At 67.0% G+C, this 1424-nt stretch carries 1 protein-coding gene; it reads left to right on the forward strand.

Annotated features, from left to right (window positions below):
• Positions 1-125 precede the first annotated feature (125 nt).
• Complete coding sequence (locus tag ACFYX0_RS47840; protein WP_388982152.1) at positions 126-1322, forward strand: IS110 family transposase; 1197 nt, start codon at positions 126-128, stop codon at positions 1320-1322.
• Positions 1323-1424: the final 102 nt, after the last annotated feature.

Here is a 1424-nt window from a genome sequence, read left to right on the forward strand (position 1 = left end):
TGGCCGCCCGGATCCCCACGACGACTCGGCCGCCGATTGGGAAGTGCGAATGTGTCGCTGTGTAGAGCAATGCCGGCGAGGTCGTCCGTGGTACGAAGAAGACGAACACGCACCTCAGGAGCACGATGAGCCGGATATGGGCGGGGATCGACAGCGGCAAGGGACACCACCATGGCCTGGCCCTGGACGTCGGTGGCAGGACACTGCTGTCGCGGCGGGTGGCCAACGACGAGCCCGACTTGCTGAAGCTGATCGGCGACGTCCTTGACTTGGCCGACGGCCACCCGGTGACCTGGGCGATCGATATGACCGGCGGCGAGCCGGCGCTGCTGTTGGCTTTGCTGGTCGCCCACGGCCAGGAGATCCTCTATATCCCCGGACGGCTGGTGAACCGGGCCTCGGACGGCTACCGCGGCGAGGGCAAGACCGACGCTCGCGATGCCTACGTGATCGCCGACCAGGCCCGGATGCGCCGTGACCTGCGGCCCATCTGTCCCGGCGACGAGGCTGTCGTCGACCTCAAGCTGCTGACCGGGCGCCGGGCCGACCTGGTCGAGGATCGGACCCGTGTGGTGAACCGGCTGCGGGGCACCCTGCTGAGCATGTTCCCGGCCCTGGAGCGGGCTCTGGATGTGACCTACGTCGGCCCTCTGAAGCTGCTGACCGGCTACCAGACTCCAGCGGCCATCCGCCGCGCCGGGACCGCGAGGTTGACGAAGTGGCTGGCAAACCGCAAGGTCAAGAACGCAAAGTCCCTCGCCGAAGCGGCGGTTGAGGCCGCTGAACGGCAGCACACCGCCGTCCCCGGGGAGAAGACCATCGCGGAGCTGGTCCGCACCCTGGCCGGAGAGGTCATGGCTCTCAACGAGCAGATCGCCGGGATCGACAAGCTCATCGAGGACCGGTTTCGCGAGCACGAACTTGCCGTCATAGTCCAAAGTGTTCCCGGGATCGGCACGGTGCTCGGGGCGGAGTTCCTCGCCGCCGTCGGCGGAAACCTGGACGGCTTCGCCTCCCCGGACGCGCTCGCGGCCTTTGCCGGGGTGGCCCCCGCGCCGAAGGACTCGGGCAAGGTCAGCGGCAATCTGCACCGACCGAGCCAGTATCACCGAAGGCTCCAATGCGTCTTCTATACCTCCGCGCTGGTCAGCATCCGCTGTGACTCCAACTCCCGCACGTTCTATGACCGTAAGCGCGCGGAGGGCAAACGGCACGTCCAAGCCGTGCTGGCTCTCGCTCGCCGCCGTGTCAACGTACTGTGGGCCCTGATCCGTGACGGACGGTGCTACCAGGTCACACCGCCCGTCACAGCTGCGGCTTGACATCTCTATTGGGAAGCATCTCGATGAGGACGGCGGTGGTGAGGCGTTCGAGGGCGCCGGGGTTGGGGAAGATCTGGACGACGTCGACGCGGCGTTTGATCT

Origin of the sequence: Streptomyces sp. NPDC002573 (assembly GCF_042889625.1) — a bacterium.
In the GTDB taxonomy this organism is placed as follows: Bacteria; Actinomycetota; Actinomycetes; order Streptomycetales; family Streptomycetaceae; genus Streptomyces; species Streptomyces gibsoniae.